The 575-nt window shown below is 47.5% G+C and carries 4 tRNA genes and 1 rRNA gene; all 5 read left to right on the forward strand.

Going from position 1 to position 575, the window contains the following annotated elements:
* Positions 1–88 precede the first annotated feature (88 nt).
* The 5 genes from rrf to Q9B79_RS26810 all read left to right on the forward strand — a co-directional run bounded on the left by rrf (position 89) and on the right by Q9B79_RS26810 (position 553).
* Positions 89–204 (forward strand): 5S ribosomal RNA (gene rrf, locus Q9B79_RS26790).
* Between the two features lie 8 nt (positions 205–212).
* Positions 213–287 (forward strand) — tRNA-Asn (locus Q9B79_RS26795).
* A gap of 2 nt (positions 288–289) precedes the next feature.
* Positions 290–381: transfer RNA gene (locus Q9B79_RS26800), tRNA-Ser, on the forward strand.
* A 17-nt stretch (positions 382–398) separates the two neighbouring features.
* Positions 399–473, forward strand: a tRNA-Glu gene (locus Q9B79_RS26805).
* 4 nt (positions 474–477) lie between these two features.
* Positions 478–553: transfer RNA gene (locus tag Q9B79_RS26810), tRNA-Val, on the forward strand.
* Positions 554–575: the final 22 nt, after the last annotated feature.

Genomic DNA, 575 nt, shown 5'->3' on the forward strand with positions numbered 1-575 from the left:
GATGTTATCTAGTTTTGAGAGAACATAAAAAACTTGTTGACTTTTAAAGAAAATAAGTTATAATAATGATTGTCTCAAAAGAATAATGTCTGGTAATGATGGCAGAGAGGTCACACCCGTTCCCATACCGAACACGGAAGTTAAGCTCTCTAGCGCCGATGGTAGTTGGGACCTTGTCCCTGTGAGAGTAGGACGTTGCCAGGCAATATTATTCCGCAGTAGCTCAGCGGTAGAGCTATCGGCTGTTAACCGATCGGTCGTAGGTTCGATTCCTACCTGCGGAGCCATTGGAGAGCTGTCCGAGTTGGCCGAAGGAGCACGATTGGAAATCGTGTATACGTCATAAGCGTATCAAGGGTTCGAATCCCTTGCTCTCCGCCATAGGATTTATAATATTTGGCCCGTTGGTCAAGTGGTTAAGACACCGCCCTTTCACGGCGGTAACACGGGTTCGAATCCCGTACGGGTCACCACTTTGGAGGATTAGCTCAGCTGGGAGAGCACCTGCCTTACAAGCAGGGGGTCGGCGGTTCGATCCCGTCATCCTCCACCATATAAATTATATGAATAGTATT

Origin of the sequence: Bacillus sp. MHSD_36 (assembly GCF_030757775.1) — a bacterium.
Taxonomy (GTDB): domain Bacteria; phylum Bacillota; class Bacilli; order Bacillales; family Bacillaceae_G; genus Bacillus_A.